Source organism: Pseudaquabacterium inlustre, from assembly GCF_038066595.1.
Taxonomy (GTDB): domain Bacteria; phylum Pseudomonadota; class Gammaproteobacteria; order Burkholderiales; family Burkholderiaceae_C; genus Pseudaquabacterium; species Pseudaquabacterium inlustre.
Window position 1 is genome coordinate 381015 of sequence record NZ_JBBUTH010000007.1, and the last position, 23823, is coordinate 404837.

The 23823-nt window shown below is 71.7% G+C and carries 18 protein-coding genes; 4 read left to right on the forward strand and 14 right to left on the reverse strand.

The annotated features are described in order from the left end of the window. Positions 1–18: 18 nt before the first annotated feature. The 3 genes from AACH10_RS13265 to AACH10_RS13275 all read right to left on the reverse strand — a co-directional run bounded on the left by AACH10_RS13265 (position 19) and on the right by AACH10_RS13275 (position 3280). Positions 19–1605: a formate dehydrogenase beta subunit gene (locus AACH10_RS13265; RefSeq protein WP_341410903.1), complete on the reverse strand. Its 1587-nt coding sequence runs from the start codon at positions 1603–1605 to the stop codon at positions 19–21. Next, a complete protein-coding gene (locus tag AACH10_RS13270) occupies positions 1602–2117 on the reverse strand; it encodes a formate dehydrogenase subunit gamma (RefSeq protein ID WP_341410904.1) in 516 nt (171 codons plus the stop codon). The genes AACH10_RS13265 and AACH10_RS13270 overlap by 4 nt, the downstream gene beginning before the upstream one ends. Before the next feature lie 164 nt (positions 2118–2281). Next, complete coding sequence (locus AACH10_RS13275; protein WP_341410905.1) at positions 2282–3280, reverse strand: LysR substrate-binding domain-containing protein; 999 nt, start codon at positions 3278–3280, stop codon at positions 2282–2284. 249 nt (positions 3281–3529) lie between these two features. Here AACH10_RS13275 and AACH10_RS13280 point away from each other — a divergent pair, with 249 nt between their 5' ends. Next, positions 3530–5476 carry a phage integrase family protein gene (locus AACH10_RS13280; protein WP_341410906.1) on the forward strand — a complete coding sequence of 649 codons (1947 nt, stop codon included), beginning with the start codon at positions 3530–3532 and terminating at the stop codon, positions 5474–5476. Positions 5477–5566: 90 nt separating this feature from the next. On the opposite strand, the gene AACH10_RS13285 is transcribed toward AACH10_RS13280, so the two are convergent. Continuing rightward, positions 5567–6778 carry a ParB/RepB/Spo0J family partition protein gene (locus tag AACH10_RS13285; RefSeq protein WP_341410907.1) on the reverse strand — a complete coding sequence of 404 codons (1212 nt, stop codon included), beginning with the start codon at positions 6776–6778 and terminating at the stop codon, positions 5567–5569. Between the two features lie 4 nt (positions 6779–6782). After that, positions 6783–8000 carry an AAA family ATPase gene (locus tag AACH10_RS13290; RefSeq protein WP_341410908.1) on the reverse strand — a complete coding sequence of 406 codons (1218 nt, stop codon included), beginning with the start codon at positions 7998–8000 and terminating at the stop codon, positions 6783–6785. Positions 8001–8611: 611 nt separating this feature from the next. Here AACH10_RS13290 and AACH10_RS13295 point away from each other — a divergent pair. Beyond that, entirely contained in the window at positions 8612–10165 is a 1554-nt protein-coding gene (locus tag AACH10_RS13295; RefSeq protein WP_341410909.1) for a replication initiation protein, read from the forward strand. Here AACH10_RS13295 and AACH10_RS13300 read toward each other — a convergent pair. From AACH10_RS13300 to petA, 9 genes are all read right to left on the reverse strand, one after another. Next, positions 10159–12627 carry a TonB-dependent receptor plug domain-containing protein gene (locus tag AACH10_RS13300; RefSeq protein WP_341410910.1) on the reverse strand — a complete coding sequence of 823 codons (2469 nt, stop codon included), beginning with the start codon at positions 12625–12627 and terminating at the stop codon, positions 10159–10161. The two genes, AACH10_RS13295 and AACH10_RS13300, sit on opposite strands and share 7 nt — an antisense overlap. Before the next feature lie 77 nt (positions 12628–12704). Continuing rightward, the gene (locus AACH10_RS13305; protein ID WP_341410911.1) at positions 12705–14108 is read right to left on the reverse strand and encodes an APC family permease; all 1404 of its coding nucleotides are present in this window, start codon (positions 14106–14108) and stop codon (positions 12705–12707) included. A 52-nt stretch (positions 14109–14160) separates the two neighbouring features. After that, positions 14161–15135 carry a TIGR03915 family putative DNA repair protein gene (locus tag AACH10_RS13310; protein ID WP_341410912.1) on the reverse strand — a complete coding sequence of 325 codons (975 nt, stop codon included), beginning with the start codon at positions 15133–15135 and terminating at the stop codon, positions 14161–14163. After that, positions 15132–16469 carry a putative DNA modification/repair radical SAM protein gene (locus AACH10_RS13315; protein WP_341410913.1) on the reverse strand — a complete coding sequence of 446 codons (1338 nt, stop codon included), beginning with the start codon at positions 16467–16469 and terminating at the stop codon, positions 15132–15134. The genes AACH10_RS13310 and AACH10_RS13315 overlap by 4 nt, the downstream gene beginning before the upstream one ends. A 58-nt stretch (positions 16470–16527) precedes the next feature. Next, positions 16528–17334, reverse strand: a complete 807-nt coding sequence (locus tag AACH10_RS13320; protein WP_341410914.1) for a crotonase/enoyl-CoA hydratase family protein — start codon at positions 17332–17334, stop codon at positions 16528–16530. Between the two features lie 33 nt (positions 17335–17367). Next, positions 17368–18429, reverse strand: coding sequence for an acyl-CoA dehydrogenase family protein (locus AACH10_RS13325; RefSeq protein WP_341410915.1), 1062 nt, complete (start codon positions 18427–18429; stop codon positions 17368–17370). Between the two features lie 11 nt (positions 18430–18440). Beyond that, a complete protein-coding gene (locus tag AACH10_RS13330) occupies positions 18441–19604 on the reverse strand; it encodes an acyl-CoA dehydrogenase family protein (protein WP_341410916.1) in 1164 nt (387 codons plus the stop codon). A 75-nt stretch (positions 19605–19679) separates the two neighbouring features. Then, complete coding sequence (gene ccoG / locus AACH10_RS13335; RefSeq protein ID WP_341410917.1) at positions 19680–21143, reverse strand: cytochrome c oxidase accessory protein CcoG; 1464 nt, start codon at positions 21141–21143, stop codon at positions 19680–19682. Positions 21144–21205: 62 nt separating this feature from the next. After that, positions 21206–21838 carry a ubiquinol-cytochrome c reductase iron-sulfur subunit gene (petA, locus tag AACH10_RS13340; RefSeq protein ID WP_341410918.1) on the reverse strand — a complete coding sequence of 211 codons (633 nt, stop codon included), beginning with the start codon at positions 21836–21838 and terminating at the stop codon, positions 21206–21208. A 230-nt stretch (positions 21839–22068) separates the two neighbouring features. Here petA and AACH10_RS13345 point away from each other — a divergent pair, with 230 nt between their 5' ends. Both AACH10_RS13345 and AACH10_RS13350 read left to right on the forward strand, forming a co-directional pair. Beyond that, positions 22069–23487 carry a sigma-54 interaction domain-containing protein gene (locus AACH10_RS13345; RefSeq protein ID WP_341410919.1) on the forward strand — a complete coding sequence of 473 codons (1419 nt, stop codon included), beginning with the start codon at positions 22069–22071 and terminating at the stop codon, positions 23485–23487. Between the two features lie 36 nt (positions 23488–23523). Next, positions 23524–23820: a type II toxin-antitoxin system RelE/ParE family toxin gene (locus AACH10_RS13350; RefSeq protein WP_341410920.1), complete on the forward strand. Its 297-nt coding sequence runs from the start codon at positions 23524–23526 to the stop codon at positions 23818–23820. Positions 23821–23823 lie beyond the last annotated feature (3 nt).

Below are 23823 nucleotides of genomic sequence, written 5' to 3' on the forward strand. Positions count from 1 at the left end.
TTCCTCTGCCTCGTTCGGTCAGGCCGCCGATGGCGTGGCCGCGGCCGGCGCGCCATCGCGCGCCAGGCCGAAGTCCTGCGGATAGTGGTTCAGCGCCGACAGCACCGGGTACGGCGTCATGCCGCCCATGGCGCACAGGCTGCCCTGCAGCATGGTGTCGCACAGGTCGCGCAACAGTTCCACCTGCTGCGCGCGCTGCACGCCCTGGCTGCGGGTGATGCGGTCGATCACCTCCACGCCGCGCGTGCTGCCGATGCGGCAGGGTGTGCACTTGCCGCAGCTCTCGATGGCGCAGAAGTCCATCGCGTAGCGCGCCAGCCTGGCCAGATCGGCCGTGTCGTCGTGCACCACGATGCCGCCATGGCCCAGCACCGCGCCGATGGCCGTGTAGGCCTCGTAGTCCAGCGGCACGTCCCATTGGTGCTCGGGCACATAGGCGCCCAGCGGGCCGCCCACCTGGATGGCCTTGATCGGCCGGCCGCTGCGCGTGCCGCCGCCAAAACCGTAGACCAGCTCGCGCAGCGTCAGGCCGAAGGCCTTCTCCACCAGGCCGCCGTGCTTCACATTGCCAGCCAGCTGGAAGGGCAGCGTGCCATGCGAGCGGCCCACCCCGTAGTCACGGTAGTACTGCGCGCCGCGCGCCAGGATCACCGGCACGCTGGCGAAGGTGATCACGTTGTTGATCACGGTGGGCTGGCCGAACAGGCCTTGCAGCGCCGGCAGAGGCGGCTTGGCGCGCACGATGCCACGCTTGCCTTCGATGCTCTCCAGCATCGCGGTTTCTTCGCCGCAGACGTAGGAGCCGGCGGCCTGGCGTGTCTCCAGATGGAAGGCGCGGCCGCTGCCGGCCACGCTGTCACCCAGCCAGCCGGCCGCGGTGGCGCGGGCAATGGCCTCGTCCATCGTCGCCAGCGCGTGCGGGTATTCGCTGCGGATGTAGATGAAGCCCTGCGTGGCGCCCACGGCCAGCGCGGCAATCGCCATGCCTTCGATCAGCTGGTACGGGTCGCCCTCCATCAGCATGCGGTCGCTGAAGGTACCCGAGTCGCCCTCGTCGGCATTGCAGACGATGTACTTCTGCACGGCTTGCGCATGCGCCACCGTGCGCCACTTGATGCCGGCCGGAAAGGCCGCGCCGCCGCGCCCGCGCAGGCCCGAGTGCGTGACCTCGTGCAGCAGCGCCGCGCTGTCCAGCGCCACGGCCGCCTTCAGGCCGGCCCACCCCTCGTGCGCGGCGTAGTCGTCCAGGCTCAGCGGGTCGGTGAGGCCCACGCGGCGGAAGGTCAGGCGCTCCTGCAGCGCCAGATACGGCATCTGTTCGGACACGCCGTGGCGCAGCGCATGCGCGTCGCCCCGCAGCAGGCCGGCATCGAGCAGGCCCGGCACATCCTCGGCCATCACCGGCCCGTAGGCGATGCGGCCCTGCGGCGTGGCCACCTCGATCAGCGGCTCCAGCCACAGCAGGCCGCGCGAGCCGTTGCGCTTCAGGTCGATGGCCAGGCCGCGGCGGGCTGCCTCGGTGGCCAGGGCCGCGGCCACCTCGTCGGCGCCAGCGGCCAGCGCGGCCGAGTCGCGAGGCACCCAGATCGTCGTCACCGGGCTCATGCACCCTCCCCTGCCGTCACGGCCACGCCCAGCGCCTGCAGGCGCTGCGCCAGCCGCTCGGGTGTCATGCGTGCATGCAGCCGGTCATCGATCTGCACCGCCGGGCCGGTGGCGCACAGGCCCAGGCAGTACACCGGCTCCAGCGTCACGGCACCGTCGGCACGCGTGCCGTGCATGGCGCAGCCCAGCAACGCCTCGGCCGCCTGGGCCAGCGCCTCGCTGCCATTGGCCTGGCAGGCCTCGGCGCGGCACACCTGCACCACATGGCGCCCGGCCGGCGTGCTGCGGAAGTGGTGGTAGTAGCTGATCACGCCATGCACCTCGGCGCGCGAGCGGTTCACCGCCTGGGCGATGCCCGGCACCAGGGCCGGCGGCACATGGCCGAGCGCGGCCTGCACATCGTGCAGCAGCGGCAGCAGGGCGCCGGGGCGTTGGGCGTGGCGGGCGATGGCCTGGGCCAGCGCCTGCTGCTGCGCCGGGCTCGGCACGGGCTCGTGATGCGGTTCTGTCATGGGCGAGGCGGGGCGTGGCGTCGGTCGGGCGTGTGGCCGCACCAGGGCCGAAAGCCCTCATGCGCCGCGGGGCATGATGGTCATGCGCGGGCCCGCTGTCCAATGGAATCGCCGAACCGGGCGATTCAATCGGCTGATGACGGGCAGGCCCTGGCAGCGGCCCCTCAGCCCTGACCCAGCTGCCCGCTGTGCCGCGCCACCTCGGCCAGCCATTCGGCGTCGGCGGCCAGGCGCAGCGCGGCCTCCAGGGCCTGGGAGCGGCGTGCGCCCGCAGCCGCCATGAAGGCGATCGGCGTGCGCAGCTCGGGCTCGCCCAGCGGCCGCGCGCACCACCCCGGCTGACCCGCCACGGTGGCCACCACCGCGCCGGGCAGCACGGCGGCCAGCTGGCCGGTCTGCACCGCGGCCAGCAGCGCGCTGACCGAATTGGTCTCCAGCACCGGCTGCACCGCCAGACCCAGGCGCCGGAACTGCGCGTCGATCAGCACGCGGTTGTGCATCTCGGCCGACAGCAGCGCCAGCGGCCGCGTGGCGGCGTCGGCCCAGGTCATCGGCGGCAGGCGCTGGCCCGCGGGTTCTGGCGCCGCCAAATCGGCCGCCAGACCGGCCGCCAGATCGGTCGTCGGGTTGGGTGACGCGGCGGGCCCGTGGGTCAGCACGTAGTACTGCTCCAGGTACTGCGGCCAGACCTGCGGTGCGGTGCCGCGGCCCGCGCGCTCGGCATAGCCCAGGCCCAGGTCGAGCGCCAGCGCGTCCAGTCCGGTCTCGATCTCCTGCGAGGCCATCGACCGCACCTGCGGCTGCACGCCCGAGTGGCGCGCCTGCAGCCGTGCGGCGAAGCGCGCGGCCACCGGCACGGCCGTGGGCACCGCGCCGATCAGCAGCCGTCCGCGCGGTTGCTCGGCGCTGCCGGCCAGTTGCTGGCGCAGCGCCTCCTGCTCGCGCAGCACGCGGTGGGCGGTGGCCAGCACCTGCTCGCCTTCGGGCGTCAGCCCCTCGTACTGGCGGCTGCGCCGAACGATGGCCACGCCCAGGTGCGCCTCCAGCGCCCGCAGCGCATTCGACAGCGCCGGCTGCGTGATGTGGCAGGCGGTGGCCGCACGGCCGAAGTGCCGGTGCTGCGCCAGCGCAGCCAGGTAGCGATAGGCCTCGATCAGGTTCATCGGGGTGCGAGCGTACCGCGACGCCGTGGCCTGCCCAGGGCACCCATCGCCCAGGGGCCCGGCACAACCTGCGGACGGCATGCGGCTGTATGATTATCAAGGTATTTGTTTTACCTGGACAATCCATGCAGGACGGACAGGCGGGAAAGAAAAACTGCGTTAAATCATGAACTTGGCGTCGATTCCGAAAGTCCTGGGCGAGCGATCGGGTTGCTCAGTCGCTAGGCGACAGGTCCGCGGCAGCGACGCGTGACGCCCTCACCGAAGCCCCGCGCCCAGCCGGTGCTGTCGGCGGCTGCCACGCGCCGTCTGGGATCGCACCAGATGGCCTTTGTGCGCGCCTGGGCCGAAGGCCTGGACGCCGCGCAGGCCTGGCAGCGCTACATCGGACAAGGCCAGCCCGCCGACGGCCGGCGGGTGCGCGCCGAGCTGCAACGCCTGCTGGATGTGCTGCGTGGCGTGGCCCGCGCGCAAGGCCGAGCCGATCTGGCCGCGCTGCTGCGCCGCGACCCCGAGGCCATGGCCGAGGCTGGGACGGACCGGCCCAGCCTCGACGACTTCCGCGCGCAACAGCCCGAGGACTTCTACTCCGAAGCCGAACTGCTGGAGCTGTACGAGGCCACGCACGGCGCGCCGGATGCGCGCAGCGGCGCACGCCGCCGGCAGCGCCTGCGCGCGCGCCAGGTGGCCGCGCTGCAGTGGCTGGAAACCGTGGCCGTGCGCGAGCCCCGGCCCGACGATGCGGTGGGCGCCTGGCTGGACGAGCGCCTGGCCGCGCGGCTGGCGCGGGCCGGCCTGCACCGGCTGGACGATTTGAAGCAGCGCATTCAGGCCCGGGGCTACCACTGGCACCGGGGTGTCGAGCGCGTGGGGCCGGCGGCGGCGCAGCGTCTGGCCCAGTGGTGGCAGGAACATGCCCGCACGCTGGGTGCCCTGCCCGCCTGGGCCCTGACGCCGCCCCACCAGCTCGACCGCCCTAGCCTGATGCGGCGTGCGGCAATGCCAGCCCGCCCGGTGCCGCTGGAGCGGCTGCGCGTGCCGGCCGGCCTGACCGGCAGCAACGGCCGCTTCCGCGCCGCGCCGGCGCACCTGCGCATCGCGGCGGCCGACGACCTGCAGGCCTTGCAGGCCTGGCTGTCGCTGCGCACCGCGGGCAGCGCCACCTGGCGCGCCTACCGCAAGGAGGCCGAGCGCCTGACGCTGTGGGCGCTGTGGATCGCGGGCAAGCCGGTGTCGTCGCTGGACGCGGCCGACCTGCACGCCTACGCTGCGTTCCTGGCCGCCCCGCCAGCAGACTGGACGGCGCCCCGCGGCACGCCGCGCTGGCACGATGACTGGCGCCCGTTCGAAGGTCCGCTGGCCGAGCGCTCGCGGTCGATGGCGCTGGGCATCCTGCGCGGGTTGTTCGCCTGGTGGCAGGCCCAGGGCTACCTGGCGGTTAATGGCTGGACAGTTGAGGAAGCCACCCCGCCGGTCGATCAGCCGGCCGATCAGCCGGCCAATTTGCGCGTGCCGACCCAGCGTGCACCCGGCCTGCGCCTGCCGCGTGCGCTGGATCTCGACTTGCAAATTGAACTGAGGCAGTGGATCGACCTCCGCATCCGGCAGCAGGGCCGCACGCCCGCCCTTTTGCGGCTGCGCGCCATGCTCTGCCTGGCCCTGGATGCGGGGTTGCGGCCGGCCGAGTTGGCGGCCGCCCGCATCGGTTGGCTGCAGAGAACACCCGACGCGGACACGGCAGTGACTGGCGTCGTCGAGACTTGGCTGCAGGTGACCGATGGCCTCGGCTGCAAGGCCCGGTTGGTGCAACTGCCGGCGCACGTGACGCACGCCCTGCGCAACTACCTGGACAGCCGCCCGCTGGACGCCCCAGCCGCTGGCGCGTCGCACCAGGCTCCCTTGCTTGCCCAGCTGCGCACTGAATCCGCACTGTCCGCAGCGCGCCTGTATGAATTGTTCGCCCAGGCCTTCAGCCACTGCGCCGACGAACTGTCCAGCTTCAAACCGGATGAGGCCCTGCGACTTCGGCAGGTTTCGACGATTTGGCTGCGCAACGGCTACGGATTGCGTGCTGCGGCCGAGGGCGTGGCCGGCCCCACGCTGCAGCAGCAGATGGGCCACCGCAGCCGCGCATCTGCCGCCGCCTACAGCCGCCTGGCCCGCGGCCTGGATTCGCCGGCCCCGACCGATGCCTGAAAAGCAGAAGGGGGTGGAACGGTTCCACCCCCTTCTGCTTGCTGGCCCAAGGCGAGTGCCTGGTCGACCGTCAGCGCGTTGGCTCGAACCTCAGCGCCGGCCCTTGGGCTTGCGCAGGAACTCGTCGATCCATTCGGCCAGCGCCACCAGCTTCTCGGCCGGCACCTGCCCCGGCTTCAGCGACATGCTCACCTCGCCACGACTGCCCTGGCTCACCGTGCCGACGGCCACACCGTCGTGTTCCAGCGTGATGGTCTGCGGGGGGTGGAACGGTTCCACCCCCTTCTGGCCAGCGGCCACCAGGCGATCGAACACGTCCTTGGGCTTGCGATCGGCAGGGCCTGACGCCTGGGCCGTGGCGCAGGCCAGCACGGCGTCCGGGTTGCTGGCCAGCGCGTCGGCCAGTGGCTTGGCCCAGCGGAACTGCAGCGCCAGTGGCGAGGCGAAGGCCTGCACGATGGCGTCGGGCAGATCGGCCAGCGCCAGCGCCTTGCCCAGCGCGCTGAGGTCCACGCCAATGGCCTCGGCCAGCTTGCGGTTGGACGGGAACAGGCCCTGCTGCAGCGCCCGCCGGTACATCATCCCCTGCTCCCAGGCCGACAGATCCTTGCGGGCGCGGTTCTCGCGGTCCATCTCGACGAACAGCGCGCGATCGTCCAGGTTGTCGATCACGGCCAGCACCGGCAGGCCCAGTTCCAGGCAGGCACGGTGACGGCGGTGGCCGAACACCAGTTCGTAGCGCTCACCCTCGGCCGCGGCGCCCTCGCCCGTGACCCCGCCCGCCCCTTCGGCCGCCACCACCCGGCGCACCTTGATCGGCTGCACATTTCCGCCGGCGCTCTCGATCTCGGCGCGCAGCGCGGCGAACTCGGGCGTGGCGTAGTTCAGCGCATGGCGGTTGGCAAAGCGGCTGGCGTCCACCTGGCGCGGGTCGAGCAGTCGGGCGGCCTTGGCGCCGTCCCACTGCGCCAGATCGCCCAGCGCCTCGTCGAGCTGGCCGCGCAGCGCATCGGCCTCCTGCGCCTTGGCGCGCAGGCTCTCGTTCTCGCGCATCAGGTCCGAGCGCGCGTCGGTGGCAAAGGCCATCATCGCGCCAGGCGCCGTCTTCGGGCGGTGCAAGCCCATCGGCTCATGGACCACCGCCGCGGGAGCCGCCGGCGTGCCGGCCGGTGCCGACGCGGCGGCCGCAGGCGCCGGCTGACCGCCGGGACCGGGCGACGGCGCCACGGGGGAGGGCAGGGCGCCCGGCAGGGCGCTGAAGTCCAGCTTGGCCGCCTTGGCCGTGAGCTTGTTGCTCGCCATCTGCTCAGCCTCCCAGTTGTTCCACCTGCATGGCCCACACGGCCACGATCTGCTGTTCCACCAGCTCGCACATGCGATCGTAGGCGTCGCGGGCGCGGGCAAAGGTCTTGGCGTTCATCGCGCCGCGTGGCAGGTCGTACACCGTGCCGAACTCGGCCGACGCGGTGGCCGTCACCGCCGTCTTCGGGATCTCGATCGGCAGCACCTTCTCGGTGTAGCCCTCCAGCACCCACTGCCGCACCACCGAGCTGGCCGCGTCCGACGACTCCACGCGCGACAGCAGCACGTCGATGAACTCGAAGGTCTTGTCCTGGCCGCGGCTGCGGATCAGCTGGTTGCACAGGTCGGAGAACAGGTCCCAGAACTGCGCCGACGAGGCGAAGTCGAGCGCCGACGGCGGCAGCGGCATGATCACGCCGTCGGCCGCCATCAGCGCGTTGATGGTCACGTACGACAGCGAGGGCGGCGTGTCGATGACGATCACGTCGTAGTCGGCACGGGCCTGGTCGAGGCCGCGGTCCAGGCAGCGCCAGAACTCGAAGCCCGGATCACGCGTCTGGCGCGCCGGCAGCGCGAACTCGGCGCCGAACAGCAGCGGCGCCGCGCACACCAGGTCGATGCCCGGCCAGTAGGTGGGGCGCACCGCGTAGCTCAGGTCTTCCTGCTGGCCGCCGAACAGCAGCATGGCGGTGTGCTCGGGCTCCACTTCGGCATCGGGCAGCACGCCGAACAGCGTGGTGGCCGAGCCCTGCGGATCCAGGTCGACCACCAGCACGCGGTGGCCGCGCATCGACAGGCCTTGCGCCAGCGTCACCGCCGAGGTGGTCTTGGCCACGCCGCCCTTGAAGTTGGCCACGGTCAGCGTGGTGCCGGCCGCGTGCTCGGGCCGCAGGTGCTGGCTGCGGAAGGCGCGCACCCAGTCGCGCGCCTCGTCCATGCGCCACTCGCGGCGGTTGCCCACCATGTGGCCCTCGGGCAGGTCGCCCCGGGTCAGGCGGTAGGCGATCTTGCTCTTGTCCACACCGCACAGCGCGGCCAGTTGCGCGGCGCTGACCGTGGGGGCGGTCTTGGCGGCGTTGGGCGACAGCATGGTCGCGCGGATCTGCGTCATCATCGCCGCGATGCGGGCGGCCTGCAGCTCGATGTCGGCCAGCGATTGCCGGCGGATCGGTGCGGTGCCTGGCCGGGCGCCATCGGCCAGCACGGTCTTCTTGCCATCCATCAGGAGAGTCCCCGTTCAATGCAGTACCTGCGATTATCTGCCCATCCACCCGAAAATCGCATGACGGACGGTGCATTGAACAGGGGCCGGGGCATCTGCGGACACTTCGTGGAGGCCTTGAACCCTGGGGTTTCCCAAAGATCTTCACATCTCCCGGGGGAGATTCAAAGGTAGTTCATCTTCTTCAAAAGATTAAGCGCCTGTGGATAAGTCAATTTATCCATTTAAAACAAGTACTTGCAGAAATTTTTTCAAGCAACTTGTCCGGATGCTTACCGCATCCGTCCGTGCGCTTACCGCTTCTGTCCGTGTTTTAACCGCCTGGCGTCCGCTGACTACCCGCACCGCGCGCGTGTGACGGCTGGCACACGGCCCCGATGGGCCGAACGGGCTGTTCCAGTCGCTTTGGCAAGTGTCCGCGTTCTTACCGGACAGCCCGGGCGCGGGTGAGTGCGGGCGTTCTGGCCGACTGTCCAGGTTTTTACCGCCTGACGAATGCGCCGATTCCGGCCCGATGTCCAGCTTTTTACCGGCTTGGGACAAGCGGATGGAACCGTCCCGGCGATGCGGCGGCGGTGTCTGTCCAATCGAAGAAGGACATATCATTGCGCATGGACAGTTCGACCCCGCCGGCGCCCACCCCGTTGCCCGAGCCCGCCTCGGCCACACCGGTGCTGGTGCCCGGTGTCGACACCGGCACCGAACTGCGCAAGCCGCACGAGATGATCGTGCTGGTGCCGCGGGCCAAGCGGGTCACGCTCACCGGCCGGCGCATCTACAACGCCTTGCTGCAGGTGGCGCAGTCGCGCCTGGCGGCCATGAGCAGCATGCCACCGGCCGATTACATGTTCGAGGCGCCGCTGCCCGCCATTTTGCGCACCACCGGGTCCAGTGGCGAAGACCGCACCGCCGCCAAGCGCTACCTGCGCGAGATGCGCGGGCTCGAGGTCGACTGGGAATCCACCGCGCCGGGCGATGGCGTGAAGTGGCGCGGCTTCTCGATGCTGTCGGAAGTGGCCATCGAGATCCGCCATGGCGAGAACTGGGTGTCGTGGTCCTACCCGCCCACGCTGATGGCTGCGCTGAAGGAGCCCACGCGCTGGGCGCGCATCGACCTGGACATCCTGGCCAAGCTGGGCACCTATGCCGCGCTGGCGCTGTACGAGATCTGCGCGCGCTACCGCGACAACCCCTCGGGCGTCACCAGCCGCAAGCCGGTGCAGTGGTGGGCCGATGCGCTGAGCGCCGCGCCCGCTGGCGCCGAGCGGCGCGAGTGGCGCAAGTTCAAGAACGAGCGCGTGAAGGACGCCATCGAGGAGATCAACCGCGAGACCGACCTCGAGATCGAGCTGATCGAGCACCGCGAGGGCAGGGCGGTGGTGGAGGCGCAGTTCGCGGTGCGCAAGAAGCGCGCGCCGGCCCGGCTGCCCACGCGCGAGGCCGCGCCGGTGGATGCCAACCTGGTGCTGCGCGCCGAGAGCCTGGGCGTGCGCGAATCCAAGCTCGAAGGCCTGATCAACGAGTTTGGCGAGGCGGCGGTGCGTGACAAGGTGGAGGTGCTCGAGCGCCGCGCCAGCAACAGCCGGCTGCGTGGCGTGGACAACGCCTATTCCTACCTGCGCTCGCTGCTGCGCCACGACGAGGCCGGTGCCGCCAGCGTCGCTGGCACCGAGACCGTGGCCGGCACGGGCGCGGCGGCGGTCTCTGCGGCGGATGCCGCGCCGCTGCCTCGCGCCATGTCGGCCGCGTCGGGTGCGCCGGCCGCGGGTGCCGCCGCGGCACCGGTCACGGCGCTGTCGGCCGTCTCGGCGGCGGCTGCCGCCCCCATCGTGCCGATCACCGGGCAGGGCGGCACCGCTGCGTTGTCTGGCGCCCCGGTCTCGCCGGCGCTGGCCGCGCATGAACAGCAGGGCCAGTGGCTGGCCGGTCGCATCGCCGAGATCAAGGCCGAGATCGCCGCGCTCGATCCGCTGCACCGCCAGCCCTGGGTCGACCAGGCCCTGGCCGAACTGGCCGAGAAGGGCCTGCTCAGTGCCGTGGTGTCACGCCGCGCCGCCCAGGGTGATGTGCTGCACGGCATGCTGGGCTCGGTGGTGGTGAAGCGCTATGCCACCGCGCGCTATGGCGCCGGCTGGGACCGGCCGGCGCCCGCTGCGGGTCAGTAGGTCCAGGCCAGGCGGGCGTGCAGGTAGCGCCCGTTCAGGCCGGTGGGATCGGTGAAGTTGTACGGGAACGCACCGCCGTAGCTGCTGTCGGCATAGGTGCGCGCCGGATAGCGGTTGAACAGGTTGGCCGCGCCCAGGCTCGCGGTCAGGCCGCGGGCCAGTGCATAGCGCGCCTCCAGATCCACCACCCAGGTGTTGCCCAGGCGCTGGGCCGGGGCGCCGTCCACCAGCGGCGCCGCGCTGTCGAAGGAATAGGCCCACACCGGCCCGTAGCGCGTGGCGCGCAGGTTCAGGCCCCAGGCACCGGCCTGCCCGGCCTGGCCCTGCTGCCAGTCGGCGCCCAGGATCAGCTTGTGCCGTGGCGTGCCGCGGGTCACGCGCAGGCGTGCGTCGTCGCCGATCAGCGTCAGCGCCGGGTCGATGGCGCTGAGTGCGGCCGAGCCCTGGCGCACCGCGTCCAGCACGGTGCGGTTCAGGTTCAGCGCGGCGTTCAGCTGCAGCGCGCCGCCATTGGCGCGCAGCTCGTGGCTGGCCGCCAGGTCCAGGCCGGTGGTGGTGGTGTCGAGTGCATTGGTCAGGAAGGCCACGCTCTGGATGTCGCTGCGGCCGTGGGCGGTCAGCCAGTCGCTCACCGCGTCGCTCTGCAAGTCGCTGCTGCGGGTGATGCGGTCCTGCACTTTGACGCGGTAGGCGTCCAGCGTCACCGTGGTGGCCGCGGCTGGGCGCCACGCGGCGCCCAGCGACAGGTGGCGCGAGGTCTCGGGCTTGAGCGCCTGCGCGCCGAAGGCCTGGGCCAGCGCGTCACTGGCCGGCAGCAGCGCGTTGTTCTGCAGCGCCGTGCCATCGGCATTGAAGTTCAGCGTGGCGAAGCGGAAGCCCGTCTGCGCCAGCGCCGGCGCACGGAAGCTCGTGGCCAGGCTGCCGCGCAGCAGCCACGCGGGGCTGAGCTTGACGCGGCTGGCCAGCTTGCCGGTGGTGGAACTGCCGGCATCGCTGTAGTCGGCCGCACGCAGCGCGGCGGCCAGCAGCCAGGCGCGGCTGAGTTCCAGCTCGGCATCGGCGAACACCGAGCGCACGTTGCGGCTCAAGGACACCGCATCCTCGGGACGCAGGCCGGGGCCGGCCTGGGCGCCCGGTGGCGCGCTGGTGACGCTGCCCGCGGCGTACGAGGCGGCATCGCCCGGCCGGGTGCGGTAGGTCTCGTGCAGCCACTCGCCACCCAGCGCCAGGTTCAGCGCACGGCCGCCGTCCAGCGTGAAGGCGCGGCTGGCGTCCAGGTTCAGGCTGGTCTGGCCCGAGCGCAGCGTGGCCAGGTGGAACTGCGTGGGGCTGGCCGCGCCCAGCGAGGCGTTGAGCGACTGCTGGACGCCCTGCTCGTAGCGGTTGTCACCCACGCGCAGGCTGGCATCGCTGGCCCAGCCGGCCCAGTCGAAGCGCGCGCCCAGCGTGGCGCCCAGGTCGTTCACGTTGCCGGTCGTCACCGGGCGGTAGCCGGCCGGGTACAGCGCGGCCACATTGTTCGGATCGCCGGGGTAGCGGAAGAAGGCCGCGCCCTCGGTGCCGCGTGTGTGCAGCGTGGCAAAGCCGTAGCCCAGCACGCCGCTGGCCAGCGGCAGCGTGGCATTGGCAAAGGCGCTGGCCGCGTGCAGCTTGGGGTCGCCACTCTTGAACAGCACCTGGCCATCGAGCGCCAGGTCTTCGGGCGTGCTGTTCCACGAGGTCCAGCCGGCATCGCTGCGGCCGGCGCGGTGGGTGCCGGCCTGGCGCTTCACTTCGGCACCCAGGCGCAGCGTGCCGCCGTTGGAAAAGCTGAAGCCATGGTCGGTGGCCAGCTGCACGGTCTGGCCGTCGGTGATGGTGCGGCCGGTGGGCGCGAACTTCGTGTGATAGGCGCCCACATCGGCACTGGCGCTGCCACCCGTGCCGCCGCTCTTCAACACGATGTTGATCACGCCGGCCACGGCGTCGCTGCCGTACTGCGCGCCGGCGCCATCGCGCAGGATCTCGATGCGCTCGATGGCGCTGCCGGGCAGGGCGTTCAGGTCCACAGGCACGGTGCCCTGGAAGATGCCTTCCAGGTCGAGCACGGCATTGGTGTGGCGGCGCTTGCCGTTCACCAGCACCAGCACCTGGTCGGGCGCCAGGCCGCGCAGCTGTACCACGCGCACCGAATCCGCGCTGCCGCTGGCCGACACGCGCGGCTGGTTGATCGACGGCGACAGCGCCTGCAGCGCCGCGCCCACTTCGCCGGTGGCGCCGAGCGCCTGCTCGACATCCTTGGCGCTGAAGCGGTCGACCGGGGCCACGCTGTCGAACACCGTGCGGCCCTTGACGCGTGAGCCGACGATGGTGACTTCGGCCGCCGTTGCGGGCTCTGACTGGGCGAAGGCGGGCAGGGCGCCGAGGCTGGCCAGCACCAGCAGCGAGAGCCGGCGTTTCAGGGGAGGCAGGGATCGGTTCATGGCAATGAGGCGTTGTTGAAGGACGAAGCTGAGAAACGGAAAGCGAGCGAGAGCGGGGGAGGGCGGCCGGGCTGCCGTCAGCGCGCGCTGCGCGTCAGCGGCCACAGCAGCAGCGCGCCCAGCGCCAGCACGGCCAGGCCGGCGATGGCCCCGGCCTTGACGTAGACCACGCTGGACCACAGCAGGTAGGCGCTGCAGCCGGCAAACAGCAGTGGCAGCCACGGAAACAGCGGCACGCGCAGCGGCCGCGGCGCCTGCGGCAGGCGCACGCGCAGCACGATCAGCGACAGCGCCGACAGCGTGAGGAAGAACCAGTACACCGGCGACAGGTAGTCCACCATGGTGGCAAAGCCGCCGCGCGTGGCGGTGCCGAAGCCCACCAGCAGCAGCGCCACGCTGCCCAGTGCCAGCACCGCGCCGGGCGGCACGCCGCGGTCGAAGTCCCAGTCGCCCAGGCGGCCCAGCAGGCGCGTGGGGTGGGGCAGGTCGCGCGCCGCGGCATAGGTGGTGCGGGCGCCGGCGATCAGCGTGGCGTTCATCACCGTGATCGAGGTGATGGCCACCACGCCGACGATGGCCACCTCGCCCCAGGGCCCGGCGGCGCGGCGCAGCAGCTCGGCCGCCGGTGCCTCGCTGCGCGCCAGGCCGTCCAGCCCCAGGCCTTGCAGATAGGCCCAGTTGGCCAGCAGGTACAGCGCAGCCACGATGGCCAGCCCGCCCAGCAGGGCCTGGACGATGCCGCGCCGCGGGTCGCGCATCTCGGCCGACAGCGTGGCGGCATCGCTCCAGCCGCCATAGGCCAGGAACACGAAGACCAGGGCCACGCCCCAGGCCGGCCGATCGGCCGTGACCACCGGGTTGGCCAGCGGCGTGGCCGGCGCCTGGCCCTGCAGCACCAGGCTCAGGCCGGCCGCACCCACGGCCAGCAGGCCGGCGATCACCAGCAGCATCAGCCCCACCTGGGTGCCCAGGCCCCAGCGCGCGCCGCGCAGGTTCAGCGCCATCAGCAAGCCGATGGCGCCGGCGGCGAACACCGCGCTGCCGTAGCGTCCCAATGGCACCAGCTGGCCCAGGTAATCGCCGAACACGAAGGCGAGCAGCGCCATCGAGCCGGTGTGGATGACCGCGAAGCGCGACCACGCGAACAGCAGCGCCAGCCGCCGGCCATAGGCCAGGCGCAGGAAGTGGTAGTCGCCACCGGCATCGGGGAAGGCCGCCGACAGTTCGGCAAAGCACAGCCCGCCGATCACCGACAGCACACCGCCCAGCGCCCAGGCCAGGTACAGCGCCTGGTCACTGGCCAGGCTCTGCGCCACCATCGGCGAGGTCTTGAAGATGCCGGCTCCCACCACCATGCCCACGCACACCGAGATGGCATGCCACACGCCCAGCTGGCGTCGCGGCGGGGCGGGGTCGGCGATGGGATCGGCCGCGGAGGCGGAGGGGACGGCGGGCGCAACAGCGGGAGGCATCGACGACATGGGCACGACTGTACCCAGCCGCTGGCCGCTCAGCGGCTCATGCGCGCATCCGCTAGCGTGGCCGGCGTGCGGCCGCCGGCAGCCGCCGCTGCGTGTCGGCCGTGTGGGCCTGCATGGCCTCGGTGCGGACGGCGGCATCGCGCAGCAGCGGGCCGATCAGCGCCGCCTCGGGCAGGTTGGGCCAGTAGCGCGGCGGCATCTCGCGGCACATCATCGCGGGGTTGGCGCGGGCCGGGTTGAAGGTGCTGCGGTAGTAGGCCAGCCACAGGGCCTCGCCGGCGTCGGCGGCCGGCGCGTCCTCGCGCCGCGCGGGCGGGCCGTAGTGCAGGGTGCTGCGCGGGCGCGGGCGCGGGGTGCTGGGTTCGTCGGACGAGCCAGGCGCATGCAGCGCCGGATCGGGATCCCAGCGCACGCTGCCCCAGGGCGTCAGGATGGCCCAGCGCATCGCGGCAAAGCGGCGCTGGAAGAAGGGCGCCGCCGCGCGCAGCACCGGGTGCGCCGGCTCGAACCAGGCCACGTGGCGGATGGCCGGTGTACCCGCCGTGCTGCCATCCTGGGCCGCGGCGCTTTCGTCGTCGGCCACCGGGCGAAAGCGCACGAAGGCGTGCATCTTGTGGATCTCGCGCGAGACCTCGCGCGCCATGCGCTCCAGCCGCAGGCGGTCGGGGTGCAGGCGGTCCAGCCAGATGCGCGGGTCGGCGTGCAGCCGGCGCGCATAGCCATGCACCCAGGCAAAGCGCAGCGGCTCGGCATGCAGCAGCGCCTGGCGCAGCAGGCGCTCGGCTTCGGCGGGCAGGCCCAGATCAGCCCGCTGGGTGCGGCCGCGCTCGCTGTGCGATGGACGCTCATGTTGAGCATCATTCACCGGCGCATCCGAGAACAGGTCGCCGAACAGATCGGTCTGCTGCGGCGAGCCATCGTCCCAGCGCACGGCCTCGGGGGGCACGTCGCACACCAGCAACTCGGCCAGCGCGGCCAGCACACCGGCCACGTCGTCGGGGCCGGCCAGGTGCACGGTGCGGCTCATGGCACCGCCACCGCGGGGGCGAACAGGTCCAGCTGCGGCGAGGGCTTGCGGGCCGGCCGGATGGCGGCGGCATCCCCCGGCTCAGCGTCACCCGCGCGCCGCCGCCCGTCGCGCGCCAGCCAGCGCTGCAGCGCCTGCGCATCGGGCCGGTGGTCGGGCAGCACCACGAAGCACAGCACGCGGGCCGATTCGGTGCCCAGGCGCGCGATGTCGGCCTGGCGCAGCGTGCGCACCCGGCGCGCGGCCAGCAGGCGCTCGACCGAGGTGCTGCCCAGGCCGGGCACGCGCAGCAGGGTTTCGCGCGGGGCGCGGTTCACGTCGACCGGAAAGGCCTCAGGGTGGGCCAGCGCCCAGGCCAGCTTGGGATCGATGGCCAGCGACAGCATGCCGCCGGGCGTGACCAGCTCGTGTTCCTCGAAGCCGTAGAAGCGCATCAGCCAGTCGGCCTGGTACAGCCGGTGCTCACGCATCAGCGGCGCGGCCTGCGCCGGCAGCCGCGGGCTGGCATGCGGGATCGGGCTGAAGGCTGAGTAGTACACCCGCTTCAACTTGTGGCGGCGGTACAGCGCCACGCTGGTCTTCAGGATGCTGCGGTCGTCGCTGGCATCGGCGCCCACCACCATCTGCGTGCTCTGACCGGCCGGGGCGAAGCGCGGCGGCCGCGGCACACGCGGTGTGGCACCGGCCATCGAGCGTGGCGCCACGGGCGCACGCCGGGCCGCGGCGGTTTCATCGAGCCGGGTGCGGATGCGCGCCATCGAGCGCGAGATGCCGGCCGCGTCCTTCTCGGGCGCCAGCGCGCGCAGCGCGTCGGCCGAAGGCAGCTCGATGTTGATGCTCAGCCGGTCGGCATGGCGGCCGGCGCGGGCCAGCAGGTCGTCGCTGGCGTCGGGAATGGTCTTCAGGTGGATGTAGCCGCGGAAGTGGTGGTCCTCGCGCAGGCTGCGCGCCACCTCCACCAGCTGCTCCATCGTGTGGTCGGGCGAGCGCACGATGCCCGAGCTGAGGAACAGGCCCTCGATCAGGTTGCGGCGGTAGAAGTCGAGCGTGAGCTCCACCACCTCTTCGGGCGTGAAGCGGGCGCGGGGCACGTCGCTGCTGACGCGGTTGACGCAGTACAGGCAGTCGTACTGGCACCAGTTGGTCAGCAGGATCTTCAGCAGCGAGATGCAGCGCCCGTCGGGCGCATAGCTGTGGCAGATGCCCATGCCCGAGGTGCTGCCCAGGCCCCGCTGGTCGCGCGAATCGCGCTTGGGCGCGGCGCTGGAAGCGCACGAGGCGTCGTACTTGGCCGCATCGGCCAGGATCTCGATCTTGCGGTGCAGGTCGGGCATGACTGTATTTTCATACAGTCTTTCGTGCCCGCGTCAAAACCCCGCCGGTCGGGTGGGCTCAGTCCTTGAAGATCGGCGGGCGCTTCTCGATGAAGGCCCGCACCGCCTCGCGGTGGTCCGGGCCCAGGTGGGCCAGGGCCTGGTAGGCGGCCGAGGTCTCCAGCACCGATTCCAGCGTGTTGTGCACGCCCTCGCGCAGCAGCTTCTTGGTCATGCGCAGCACGCCGCCAGGGTTGCGCGCGATGCGGCCGGCCAGCGTGCGCGCGGCGTTCATCAGTTCCTCGGGCGCCACCACCTGGCTCACCAGGCCGCAGGCCAGGGCCTCCTGGGCAGTGATCGGGTCGCCGGTGAAGGCCATCTCGGCGGCCTTGGCCGCACCCACCGCGCGCGGCAGCAGCCAGGCGCCGCCGTCGCCCGGCACGATGCCCACGCGCACGAAGCTCTCGGCAAAGGTGGCCGTGCTGCTGGCGATGCGCAGGTCACACATGCAGGTGATGTCGAGCCCCGCGCCCACGGCCGGGCCGTTGACGGCGGCGATCACCGGCACGTCCAGGTGCCACAGCGCCTTGGGGATGCGCTGGATGCCGTGGCGGTACTCGTTGCGCACGGCCTCGGCATCCAGCGTGCCGGCCTCGGCCGCGTCGGCAAAGCGCGCCATGTCCTTGACGTTGCCGCCCGAGCTGAACACCGGCCCGGCGCCGGTGAGGATGACCGCGCGCACCGTGCGGTCGGCCGCCACGGCCTCGATGGCCGCCACGAACTCGGCCACCGCGGTGTTGCCGGTCAGCGCGTTGCGCGTGGCCGGCTGGTTCATGGTCCAGGTGACGACCGCGCCGTCGCGGGTGATCTGCAGGAAGTCGCTCATTTTGTGTATTTCTGTTCGTGGATGGATGAAAGCTCAGGCCGTGTGTGGATGGTCACTGATGCGCTGCAGCGTGTGCAGCAGCGGTGCATTGCTGCCGTCCACCAGCGCTGCGCCCAGCACGCGGTGCCAGTGCGATTCGCTGCCAGCAGCCTGGCGCCAGGCGTGCAGGCGGCGGGTGTAGAGCTGCAGGTCGAACTCGCGCGTGAAGCCGATGGCGCCGTGAATGGCATGCGCCAGCGCCGCCACCTGCAAGGCCGCCTCGCTGCAGCGCGCCTTGGCGGTGGCCACGCGCAGCGGGTCGGGCCGCAGGCTGTGGCCATCAGCCCAACCGGCGATCTGCGCGGCCATGCGGGCGGCGAACACCTCCTCGGCCATCACGCTCAGCTGGTGCTGGATGGCCTGGAACTTGCCGATCGCGCGGCCGAACTGCTGGCGCTCATTGGCATGGGCCAGCGTGCGCTCGAACACGGCGCCCAGCGCGCCGGCCAGTTGCTGGGCCAGCACCAGGGCTTGCCATTCACGAACATCGGGCAGGGTAGGGGGCTGCAGCACCGGCGCGGCAGCCCAGGCGGCGGCCGGCCAGGTGAGGGTGGCGTCCAGCTCGAAGGCGGCGGCGTCAAGCTGCGCGGCGGCCGTCGGCAACAGGCGGTACTGGGCGCCATCGCTGGCCAGCACGGCCACGGCGCAGCGCGCGCCCGTCACGCCCTGGGCGCGCAGCGCACCGTCCGGCAAGGCCCGCATGCGGGCCAGCGCCACCGGGCCATCGGGCGTGGCGAAGCCGGCCTGCGCCAGCAGCGCGCGGGCCAGCATGGTCTCGGCCAGCGGCACGGGCAGGGCATGGGCGCCGCACAGCGTCCACAGCGGCGCCACCTGGGCCAGCGTGAGCCCGGCGCCACCGGCGGCTTCGGGCACCAGCGCATCGGCAAAGCCGGCGTCGGCCAGCGCGCGCCACAGCGGCTGCCAGGCGGGTGGGGCGGCCGCGCCATTCGTCGAGGCCACGGCCGCCTCGATGGCGCGCACGGTGGCGGGCGTGCAATGGTCGGCCAGCAGCGCGGCCAGGGCGTCGGAGAACAGGGTGTCGGTGGCTTCGGTCATCGGGGAACCTTTCAGCGCAAGCCGAGGCCGCGGGCGATCATGCCGCGCAGGATGTCGCGCGTGCCGCCGCGCAGCGAGAAGCTGGGCGCCACCTGGGTCACATAGGCCAGTGTGCGCAGCAGTTCGGCGGGCGGCTCGCAGTCCTCGGGCCGCGAAGCCAGGTCGTCGGCGATCAGCGCCGGAATGGCCTGCTCGACGCCGGTGCCCAGGTCCTTGACCAGTGCGGCCTCCACCACCGGGCTTTCGCCGGCAGCCAGTTTGGCGGTGACGGCGATCGACATCGCGCGCAGCGGCGCCAGCTGCGCGGCGATGTGCCCGGCCAGTTGCACGGCGGCGTCGCTGCGGCCTTGCGGCGTGCGCACCCAGTGCAGCCATTCGTCGAACAGCACCATGCTGGAGTACAGCCGCTCAGGGCCGCTGCGCTCGTAGGCCAGCTCGGCCGTCACCTGCGCCCAGCCCTGGCCCTCGGTGCCGATCAGCGCGTCGGCGTCCAGCGCCACGTCGTCGAAGAACACCTCGCAGAAGTGCCGGTCGCCCGACAGGTCGGTGATCGGACGGATGGTGATGCCCGGCAGACCCAGCTCGACGATCAGCTGCGACAGGCCGGCATGCCGGTCTTCCGGCGCGCCCGAGGTGCGCACCAGCGCGATCATGAACTGCGACTGGTGCGCGTTGGTGGTCCAGATCTTCTGGCCGCTCAGACGCCAGCTGCCGTCGGCCTGGCGCGTGGCACGGGTGCGCACGCTGGCCAGATCGGAGCCGGCGCCGGGCTCGCTCATGCCGATGCAGAAGAAGGATTCGCCGCGGCAGATGGCCGGGATGTGGCGCTGCTTCTGCGCCTCGGTGCCGTACTTCAGGATCAGCGGCCCGCTTTGCCGGTCGGCGATCCAGTGTGCGCCCACCGGAGCGCCGGCGTTCAGCAGTTCTTCCACCAGCACATAGCGGGCGTAGGGGCTGCGGCCGCCGCCGCCGTAGTCACGTGGCAGCGTCAGGCCCAGCCAGCCTTGGGCGGCCAGCGCGCGGCTGAAGGCGGCGTCGTGCCCGCTCCAGCTGCGCGCGCGGCGCACGGCCGGCATGTGGCGCAGCTGTTCGGCCAGGAAGGCGCGCACCGGGGCGCGCAGCGCCTCGTCCTCGGGCGGGATGGGCGTCAGGCTCAGGCTGTCGAGGCGGTTCATGGCGGGCCAGTGTGGCCCGTTCACGCGCCGCCGTGGTCACTTAGGTGTCAAGGCGCGGGAAGCTCCGGGGTGCCCTTACCTCGGGATCATGAAGGTGCTCTTTTCTCGCAGTAAGCGGGCCGCGTCGCCATCGTGCGCCACGCGCTCGATCGTGAAATGGACCTCGTGCGCACCGGCCTTTTGCTGCTGCACCGTCTGCGGCGGCACGCGCAACGCCAGCGTCAGCCAGCGGGCCTCGGCCGGGCCCAGCTTCAGCGGCTGGCTGTCGGCCACCAGGCCGGGCAGGCCGTCGGCGCTGACGCGGTAGGTCTGGGCCGCCTCGGTGGCGTTCATCACCTGCAGGCGGTAGACGTTCTCCACCCAGCCATCGTCGACCATGCGCGCCAGCGAGGCGCGGTCGCGCACGATGTCCACCTTGAACGGCGTGCGCAGCGCCAGGCTGGTGCCCAAGGCCAGCGTGATCAGCGCCAGGATGGCGGTGTACACCAGCACCCGCGGCCGCGCCATGCGGCGCAGCATCTGGCTCTGGCTGAGCCCCTGCGCCAGGCCGTTCTGCGTGGCATAGCGCACCAGGCCGCGCGGGTAGTTCATCTTGTCCATCACCTGGTCGCACACATCCACGCAGGCGGCGCAGCCGATGCACTCGTACTGCAGACCCTTGCGGATGTCGATGCCGGTGGGGCACACCTGCACGCACAGGTTGCAGTCCACGCAGCTGCCCAGGCCCAGCTGCGACGGATCGGCCTTCTTGCTGCGCGAGCCGCGCGGCTCACCGCGGGCGCTGTCGTAGCTGATGATCAGCGTGTCCTTGTCGAACATGGCGCTCTGGAAGCGGGCGTACGGGCACATGTACTTGCACACCTGCTCACGCATGTAGCCGGCAAAGCCGTAGGTGGCGAAGCCGTAGAACAGCACCCAGAAGATCTCCCACGCCCCCAGCGTGCCGGCAATCACCGACGCAGCCAGCGTGTGGATGGGCGTGAAGTAGCCGACGAAGGTGAAGCCCGTCCAGCCGGCCAATGCCAGCCAGCTGGCCTGCTTGCCGCTCTTGCGCGCCAGCTTGTCGGCCGTCCACGGGCCGGCGTCGCGTTTCATGCGCGCGGCGCGGTCGCCTTCGAATTGGCGCTCCAGCCACATGAAGACCTCGGTGTACACGGTCTGCGGGCAGGCATAACCGCACCACAGGCGCCCGGCCACCGCGGTGAACAGGAACAGCGCGTAGGCGCTGATCAGCAGCAGCGCGGTCAGGTAGATGAAGTCCTGCGGGTACAGCACCAGCGGGCCAATGTAGAAGCGCCGCGCGCCCAGGTCGAACAGCACCGCCTGGCGCTGGTTCCAGCTCAGCCAGGGTAGGCCGTAGAACACCAGCTGGGTGATCCACACCACGGCCCAGCGCCAGTTCTGGAACAGGCCCTGCACGGCCTTGGGGTAGATCTTCCTGTGGGCCTGGTACAGGAAGACGGGCTTGACTTCGACCGTCTCGGCAGGCCGGGGCGTGGCGCCCGGATCGGCGGTGGCGGCGGTGGTGTGGGCGTTCATGGCGGATGGGGGATGCGGGGTTTCGATGGCCGTGTGCGGGGCAGGGGCCTGCGGCGCGGTGCTCATGCCTGGGCGTCTTCGCCGATCAGCAGGCGCGTGTCGCTCAGGTAGCGGTGCGGCGGCACTTCCAGGTTGGTGGGCGCGGGCTTGTTCCTGAACACACGGCCGGCGCCGTCGAAGGTGGAGCCGTGGCAGGGGCAGAAGAAGCCGCCCGGCCAGTCGCCGCCCACGCTCGGGTGCGCGCTGCCCTGCGGCACGGCCGTGGGTGAGCAGCCCAGGTGCGTGCAGATGCCGATCACCACGAAGATCTCGGGCCGCGTCGAGCGCTGCACATTGGTGGCGTAGGCCGGCTGCTGCTCACGCGCCGAGGCCGGATCGGCCAGCTGCGCATCGTGGCCGCCCAGCGCGGCCAGCATCGCGGCCGTGCGCCGCACGATCCACACCGGCTTGCCGCGCCACTCCACCGTGGTCATCTGGCCCGGGGCCAGCGCGGCGATGTCCACCTCCACGGCGGCGCCCTGGGCGCGGGCGCGCTCGCTGGGCGCGAAGCTGGACAGCAGCGGCACGGCCGTGCCCGCCGCCGCCACGCCGCCGGCCGCGCCGGTGGCGATCAGCCAAGTGCGGCGCTCGGGGTCGGCGGCCTGGGGTTCGCTGCCAGGCAGCGGCTGCGGGAGGGGCAGGGTGGATGTGACCATGGTCAAGACAGCGCAACCCGCGTGCCAGGCACCAGCCAGGCACCAGCCGGGCCACCGCGCCGAGTGGCCGCGTGCGAAAACACCAGCGCTGACAGCCACTTGCGGCGCTTTCGACGGATGGCTGCAACGGCCTGCAGCGCCCGATGTGATGCCACTCAAGCCGCCATTGGCTGCCAATGGCACTGCCATGGCAGACAAACTGGCAGTGCCGGCGTACGATGCCCGCCACCATGGCCAAGCCCACCGCGACCACCCCGCCGCCGCCCGAGCTGCTGTCCTTCCTCGAGACCCTGCCCGAGCCGCACATCCTGTTCGGCACCGACTACCGCATCCTGGCCGCCAACGCCGCCTACCGGCGCCAGTTCAGCCCGCGCGCCAGCGTCGTCGGCCGCACCTGCCATGCCGTGTCGCACCACATCGACGTGCCGTGCGACCAGGCCGGCGAAAGCTGCCCGCTGGCCCGTGCCCGCAGGTCGGGCCAGCGCGAGCAGGTGCTGCACCTGCACCACACGCCGCAGGGCGAGGCCTATGTGCAGATCGCGCTGACGCCGCTGCGCGATGCCAGCGGCCAGCCCGCCTTCTTCATCGAGCAAATGCAGGCGCTGCCGATGGCCACAGGGTCGGCCAGTGGGACGGCGGTGCAGGGCCTGATCGGCCGCTCGCCCGCCTTCCAGCAGATGCTGGAGCGCGTGGCCCGCGTGGCGCCGTCGCAGGCCAGCGTGCTGCTGCTGGGTGAATCGGGCACCGGCAAGGAACTGGTGGCCCGCGCCGTGCACGAGGGAAGCCCGCGCGCCAGTGCGCCGCTGGTGGTGGTGGACTGCGCCAGCCTGCCCGAAACCCTGTTCGAGAACGAGTTGTTCGGCCATGAGCGCGGCGCCTTCACCGGCGCCAGCGGCCCGCGGGCGGGCCTGGTGGAAAGCGCGCATGGCGGCACGCTGTTCCTCGACGAGGTGGGCGACATCCCGCTGAGCATCCAGGTCAAGCTGCTGCGCCTGCTGGAAAGCGGCACATTCCGCCGCGTGGGCGGCACGGAGTTGAAGCGCGCTGACCTGCGCGTGGTGGCCGCCACCCACCGCGATCTGCAGGCGATGGTGGCCGACGGCCGCTTCCGCGAAGACCTGTACTTTCGCCTGAGCGTGTTCCCGATCCGCCTGCCGGCGCTGCGCGAGCGCGCGGGCGATGTGCGCCTGCTGGCCGCTGCGCTGCTGGCGCGCGTGGCCCATGCGTCGCAGCGTGCGCGCCGACTGGTCTTTGCGCCGGCCGCGCTGGCCCTGCTGGAACAGCAGGCCTTTCCCGGCAATGTGCGCGAGCTGCGCAACGTGGTGGAGCGCGCCGCACTGCTGTGCGATGGCGACACGATCACCGCCGCGCACGTGGCCGATGCGCTGGAAGCCGGCTGGGCGCGGCCGGCCGGTGGTGCGCGACGGGCGGGGCCGTCAATGGCTGAAAAGGTGAGCGTCCAACCGGACGATGCCGGGCTGGCCCGCGCCCGCAGCGGCGCCGTCACCGACGATGAACTGCGCCAGCACCTGGCCCGCCATGCCGGCCGCCGCGCCGATCTGGCCCGCGCCCTGGGCTGGAGCCAGCGCACGCTGTACCGGCGGCTGGCTGCGTTGGGTGATGCGCCCGATGAAGGCCGGCAACGATGAGCTTGCCAGCTTGTAGCTCATGGGCTACATTTTGGCATGCGCGTCGAAAAGACCGACGAGTATCGTGATTGGATAGATGGCCTGAGGGATCTGTCAGGGCGCGCTCGCATCCTGATGCGGGTAGACCGCCTGATCCATGGCAACCCAGGCGATCACCGGCATCTGACTCACGGCGTGTCCGAGCTGAAAGTGGATGTTGGACCTGGCTATCGCGTGTACTACACCTTGCGTGGTGATCGGCTTCTGCTGCTCCTTCTGGCGGGCGGCGACAAGTCCAGCCAGCCGCGTGACATTGCCAAAGCCATTCGCCTGGCCGAGGCTTACAAGGACTGATTC

Bases quoted from the DNA above. Each gene is read 5' to 3' on its own strand.
- AACH10_RS13265 (WP_341410903.1), bottom strand. From the start codon at position 1,605: ATGAGCCCGGTGACGACGATCTGGGTGCCTCGCGACTCGGCCGCGCTG.
- AACH10_RS13270 (WP_341410904.1), bottom strand. From the start codon at position 2,117: ATGACAGAACCGCATCACGAGCCCGTGCCGAGCCCGGCGCAGCAGCAG.
- AACH10_RS13275 (WP_341410905.1), bottom strand. From the start codon at position 3,280: ATGAACCTGATCGAGGCCTATCGCTACCTGGCTGCGCTGGCGCAGCAC.
- AACH10_RS13285 (WP_341410907.1), bottom strand. From the start codon at position 6,778: ATGGCGAGCAACAAGCTCACGGCCAAGGCGGCCAAGCTGGACTTCAGC.
- AACH10_RS13290 (WP_341410908.1), bottom strand. From the start codon at position 8,000: ATGGATGGCAAGAAGACCGTGCTGGCCGATGGCGCCCGGCCAGGCACC.
- AACH10_RS13295 (WP_341410909.1), top strand. From the start codon at position 8,612: ATGGACAGTTCGACCCCGCCGGCGCCCACCCCGTTGCCCGAGCCCGCC.
- AACH10_RS13300 (WP_341410910.1), bottom strand. From the start codon at position 12,627: ATGAACCGATCCCTGCCTCCCCTGAAACGCCGGCTCTCGCTGCTGGTG.
- AACH10_RS13305 (WP_341410911.1), bottom strand. From the start codon at position 14,108: ATGTCGTCGATGCCTCCCGCTGTTGCGCCCGCCGTCCCCTCCGCCTCC.
- AACH10_RS13310 (WP_341410912.1), bottom strand. From the start codon at position 15,135: ATGAGCCGCACCGTGCACCTGGCCGGCCCCGACGACGTGGCCGGTGTG.
- AACH10_RS13315 (WP_341410913.1), bottom strand. From the start codon at position 16,469: ATGCCCGACCTGCACCGCAAGATCGAGATCCTGGCCGATGCGGCCAAG.
- AACH10_RS13320 (WP_341410914.1), bottom strand. From the start codon at position 17,334: ATGAGCGACTTCCTGCAGATCACCCGCGACGGCGCGGTCGTCACCTGG.
- AACH10_RS13325 (WP_341410915.1), bottom strand. From the start codon at position 18,429: ATGACCGAAGCCACCGACACCCTGTTCTCCGACGCCCTGGCCGCGCTG.
- AACH10_RS13330 (WP_341410916.1), bottom strand. From the start codon at position 19,604: ATGAACCGCCTCGACAGCCTGAGCCTGACGCCCATCCCGCCCGAGGAC.
- ccoG (WP_341410917.1), bottom strand. From the start codon at position 21,143: ATGAACGCCCACACCACCGCCGCCACCGCCGATCCGGGCGCCACGCCC.
- petA (WP_341410918.1), bottom strand. From the start codon at position 21,838: ATGGTCACATCCACCCTGCCCCTCCCGCAGCCGCTGCCTGGCAGCGAA.
- AACH10_RS13345 (WP_341410919.1), top strand. From the start codon at position 22,069: ATGGCCAAGCCCACCGCGACCACCCCGCCGCCGCCCGAGCTGCTGTCC.
- AACH10_RS13350 (WP_341410920.1), top strand. From the start codon at position 23,524: ATGCGCGTCGAAAAGACCGACGAGTATCGTGATTGGATAGATGGCCTG.